3 protein-coding genes are annotated in these 4,602 nt (G+C 69.5%); 1 reads left to right on the top strand and 2 read right to left on the bottom strand.

The features are described from left to right. Positions 1-365: 365 nt before the first annotated feature. Positions 366-650 (top strand): DUF2312 domain-containing protein, encoded by a 285-nt coding sequence (locus K9U40_RS22110; protein WP_282892269.1) that lies wholly within the window; start codon positions 366-368, stop codon positions 648-650. 316 nt (positions 651-966) lie between these two features. On the opposite strand, the gene K9U40_RS22105 is transcribed toward K9U40_RS22110, so the two are convergent. Beyond that, positions 967-2,433, bottom strand: a complete 1,467-nt coding sequence (locus tag K9U40_RS22105; protein ID WP_282892268.1) for a DUF882 domain-containing protein — start codon at positions 2,431-2,433, stop codon at positions 967-969. Between the two features lie 429 nt (positions 2,434-2,862). After that, a partial coding sequence (locus K9U40_RS22100; protein WP_282892267.1) for a L,D-transpeptidase family protein occupies positions 2,863-4,602 on the bottom strand: 1,740 nt, incomplete at its 5' end.

Here is a 4,602-nt window from a genome sequence, read left to right as displayed (position 1 = left end):
GTCACGCAGGGCATCGGGGGTGGTGGCGGGTCGCCACGCTCGCATGAATGCGGCGCGGCGGCCAGATGGGGGCAGGACCGCCATGGGCCGAAGCAATTCCAGTAAAAGGGCGCAGCGGTTCTGCGCCGGGAATTGCGCGAACCAGAGGAGGGAGCCTTTCCGGTGAAGGGGAGTTCACCGGAAAGGCTCCGGCTTGAGGCATCATGGGGCCGTCGCAGGCGGGCTGCGGAGTGGAAAGCGGGGACGGATCCTTGACGCGGGGCCGCGCGGTGGCCTCTATCTTCCTCCCGCTCCGGGGCCGCAGGGCCTCCGGATCCGTTTTTCGCGCGTTCCGCCGGCCCGGCCGGCTCCTGGAACGCGCCTTCGTGCTCAAGGAGACCGGCCAGGTGGCGGAAGACGTGTCAGATGCCCCCGCGGGCTTTGCCAAGGAACAGCTTAAGTCCTTCATCGAGCGCATCGAGCGGCTCGAGGAGGAGAAGAAGGCCATCGCCGACGACATCAAGGACGTGTTCGCCGAGGCCAAGGCCAACGGCTTCGACGTGAAGGCCCTGCGCACCATCCTCAAGATCCGCAAGGAGGACGAGGACGACCGCAAGGAGCACGAAGCCATCGTGGAGCTCTACATGCAGGCGCTCGGCATCTACGCCTGAGCTGCTTGGGGCAGAGTTGCTTAGAGCCTGTTTGGAAAATCCCGCCGGGAAGCCTTTCGGCAGGTGGGCGCTCTACCCTGCTCGTCATGCCCGGGACAAGCCCGGGCATGACGACGGCTCTTTTCCGGCGACATGAATAAGCCAGCCGGATTTTCCAAGCAGTCTCTTGGGGCCTGAGCCGCTTGGGGCACGCGGACCGGCCGCGCCGCCATGATCTGCGGTACGGTTCAGGGGCGCGCGAATCGGCCGCCGGCCCTGCGGGTCCGAGCGGCTTTGTGCGGGCCGGCTCACAGGCTCCCGCGCCACGATGTGGGACTTACATGCGCTGGGTGTAGGCGACAGCCGGAGCGCGGAAGACGAAGGTGGGCAGGTCGGCCACCGCGGTTCCGGTGAAGCGGGATTTCAGGCCGAATGAGCCATCCCGCGAGAAGGCGGAGGCCACCACCTCGTGCGGCGGCGTCATGAAGCTGCCGAACTGGCGCAGTTCCGGCGTCCGCAGGTACAGCTCCGAGGACAGGCTCGGCGACAGGAACAGGCGGCCGAACGCCACTTCGGCGAGGCGCGCGCGGGGCTTTCCGGCCGGGGCGGGCCTGGCGGTCGCGGCCGGCTCGACGGCGTGGGGCATCATGCCGCCGGAAAGGGTGCTGCGCTGCTCGGTCAGGGGGCCGGGAGACGCATAGCCCAGCGCCGGTCCGGCTTCCGCCGCGCCACCGCGGGTGATGACGGCGGGCAGTGGGGCGGCGGTGGCGCCGGGCGCCGTCAGGCTCGCCATCCGGCTGTCGCCACGGCTCCCGGCCTCCGCCGGTCGCCGCTGGGGCAGGGGAGCGAACAGGCCCGCATTGGCGGCCTGGGCGGTCACGAGCGCGCCGGCCTCGATCTCGGCCGGACGGGACGGGGGAACGGGCGCGGTCGCCATCTGCACGATGGAGGCCGCTGCCGGCGTCGTCCTGGTGGCGGAACTAGCGGTGGTGCGGGCGGGCGCGGCGTCCCCGGTGGTCTCGGCCGCCGCGACGGTGGTGGTCTCGCCGCCCTCGTCGTCGTCCGCGTCCTTCTTGCCGAACAGGCCGGAGAAGAATTTCTTGACGCCCTTGCCGCCATCGGCCGAGGCCACGGCGACGCCGGCCTTGGAGCCGCGGGCCTGGATCTCGGCGAGCGCGGCGGCATAGCCCGAGAGGGGGCGTCCATCGCTGCCCACATGCACGGTCTTGCCGTCCGGGAAGACGCGGGCGAGCTGGTCGTGGGTCATGCGCGGCCAGTGGCGCACGTTGCCCGTGTCCATGTGGACGAAGGGCGATCCGGAGGTGGGATAGAAGCCCACGCCGCCACGCTGGAGCCTGAGGCCGGCCACGCGCAGGTCGGTGAGGTTCACCCCCGGAATGTAGAAGTCCATGGCCTTGCCCAGCATGTGCTGGGAGAATTTCGCCACGCCGCTGGAGCGGGCGCGCAGCATGGAATTGGTCTCGGGCGAGCGGTAGGAGGAGACGATCTGGATCGGCGCGGTGGCGTTGGTCTCGCGGTAGACCTCCCACACGATGTCGAACAGGGCCGGGTCCATCTGCGTGGACTTCTGGTTGCGCCAGTCCCGCAGGAAATGATTGAGGCCGGCCAGGCCTTCCGGATCATAGCGGCCGTTCTTCTTGAAGGTGAAGCTGCCGCTCTCGCCGGAATGGGTGTGGTGCAGGGTGATGGTGCGGGTGTCGCCGTTGGCCACCGCGTTCTGCAGCGAGGTGGTGCCGGCGACGAGAAGGCTGGTTCCGATAATGGCGGCCCGGAGCGCAGGCACCCCCTTGGGGCGAAGCCCCGGGCGCAAGGATCGGACGGCGTTGATCGCGGAACGGAAGGCCAATGTCTCGAACCCGAGGCTCAGATTTCAAGGACGCCGCGACTGTTGCCGCGACGCTATGGGATGAGAGTCTTGTCGGGTTCGGTTAAGGGTGAGTTGACACCCCGCGCCCCCTCGTGCCCGCCGCCGGGGTTTCCCCCATCGAACGGTCACGGGTCCGTGAATTATCGGCGGAGTATGGCAAAAAAGTGCCGTACCTTACGTCAGTCTGTGGCCTTGCCGCACCAGGCAACCATGGATGTGCGTTATTCACAGGGCAAAAGCGCGGCAGACTGACGCGACCATGGCTGGCGCTTCCGTTCCAAGTCATTGAAATAAAAAGGGACGGCCATTGGGCCGTCCCTGTCGTTGCGGTATGGGGAAGGGATTTCAGCGCGCCCTGGGAGCGGGGCTCCGAGGCGCGGTCCCGTCGGCGATTCGCTGCCTGCCGGCGAGACCGAGCAGCGTCTTGGTCTGGGCGTTGATACCGTAGAGGTCCTCGCGCGCCGCGAGGCGGCCGGCATCGTCCACCACCACGTTGAAATAGACGATGTGCACCGGGAAGCGCTGCTTCAGGTTCACGTAGCGCTCGGAGCTGCCGAACATCTTGCCGATGCGCGCCTGGGTCCAGTTGTCGTTGGGCAGGCCGAGATTGAAGATGACCTCGCCGAACTTGAGCGGCTCATAGACCCGCACGCAGCCGTGGCTGTAGGCGCGCCGGTCGTTCTGGAACAGCGCCTTGGACGGGGTGTCGTGCAGGTAGACCGAGTGGTCGTTGGGGAACATGAACTTGATGCGCCCCAGCGCGTTGCGCTCGCTGGGCACCTGCCGGAAGGAATAGCCGCCCGAACCGTTGCGCACCACCTGGATGCCGCGCCGGGACAGCGCCGAGGGGTCGGAGCGCAACAGCGGCATCATCTCGTTGCGGGCAATGGAAGGCGGGATGTTCCAGGCCGGGTTCACCACGATGTACTGCATCTCGCGGCTGAGCAGGGGGGTCGGCGTCTCCGGCTTGCCCACCACCACCCGGGTCTCGTGGATCTCGTGGCCGCTTTGGTAGATGCGCACCAGGAATTCCGGAATGTTGACCATCACATAGGATTCGCCGAGGTCGCGCGGCAGCCAGCGCCAGCGCTCCATGTTGGCGATCACGTCCGCCTTCAGGCTGCCGCCGCCGGGGGAGGCGCCGGCATTGAGGGCGGCGAGGGTGGAGGGACCGATGATGCCCGTGGGCTTGATGTTCGCGGCCTCCTGGAAGGCCTTCACCGCATCCACCAGCGCCGGGTCATAGGCGAAATCGTCGTTCGCCCGGCCGGTGACGCCGAGGCGGGTGCGCAGGGCGGGGATGCGCGGGTCGCTGGCGCCGGGACGGATCTGCGGGCCGGCCGGAATGGCGACGACGCCGGGCGCGTGGCCCGTCACTCGCGCCAGATGGGCCTTGAGCGCCCGATAGCCGGCATGGGAGGGGTTGAAGCCGGCCAGCGCCGCATTGGCGTCCGGGGCATAGGCCACCCTGGCCAGAACCGCCGCCGGATCGGGGATCTCGCGCACCGGCGTCACCAGCGACGAGATGCGGCTGGGATCGAAGCGGCCGGCCTGGGCGTGCCGCGCATAGGTCAAAGCGGCGACGGCGACCTTCAGCTCCGTGTGGGCGAGATCGGCGGCGGTCGCGCCCGGCCTGGGCGGGGGCACCACATAATCGGCGGGGTCGAGGCCGTCCTCGCCGGCGGCTTCGAGGCGGGCGATCACCGCCTTGCCGCGGGCGTCGAGGCCCTTCAGGCCGACGAAGACCGGCAGGTTCTGGCGCGCGCCGTAGAAGGCGACGAGGCCCTCCTGGTCCTTTTTCGAGGCGGTGACGCTCTCGGGTGTCGCCAGCAGGGCGGCGATGGCCTCGGCCACCGGGGCCAGCGGGTCCTCGGCGGCGACGGCAACGGGCGCCGTGGCCGGAGCCGGGGTCGCGGCGGGTGCCGGCGCGGCGACGGTCGGAGCCGGCGCAACCGGCGTCGGCGCAGATTGGGCCTGGGCCTGGGCGGGCGCGGGATAGGTCAGGGGCGTATCGCCGGCCGCGTCCACGCCGCCGCGCACGGGTGCGGGCGGCGCAGCCTGGGCGCGGGGCGCGGGGGCCGTCAC

Origin of the sequence: Xanthobacter autotrophicus, from assembly GCF_030015065.1 — a bacterium.
GTDB classification, from domain to species: domain Bacteria; phylum Pseudomonadota; class Alphaproteobacteria; order Rhizobiales; family Xanthobacteraceae; genus Xanthobacter; species Xanthobacter autotrophicus_D.
This window is presented reverse-complemented; position numbering and strand designations above follow the sequence as displayed.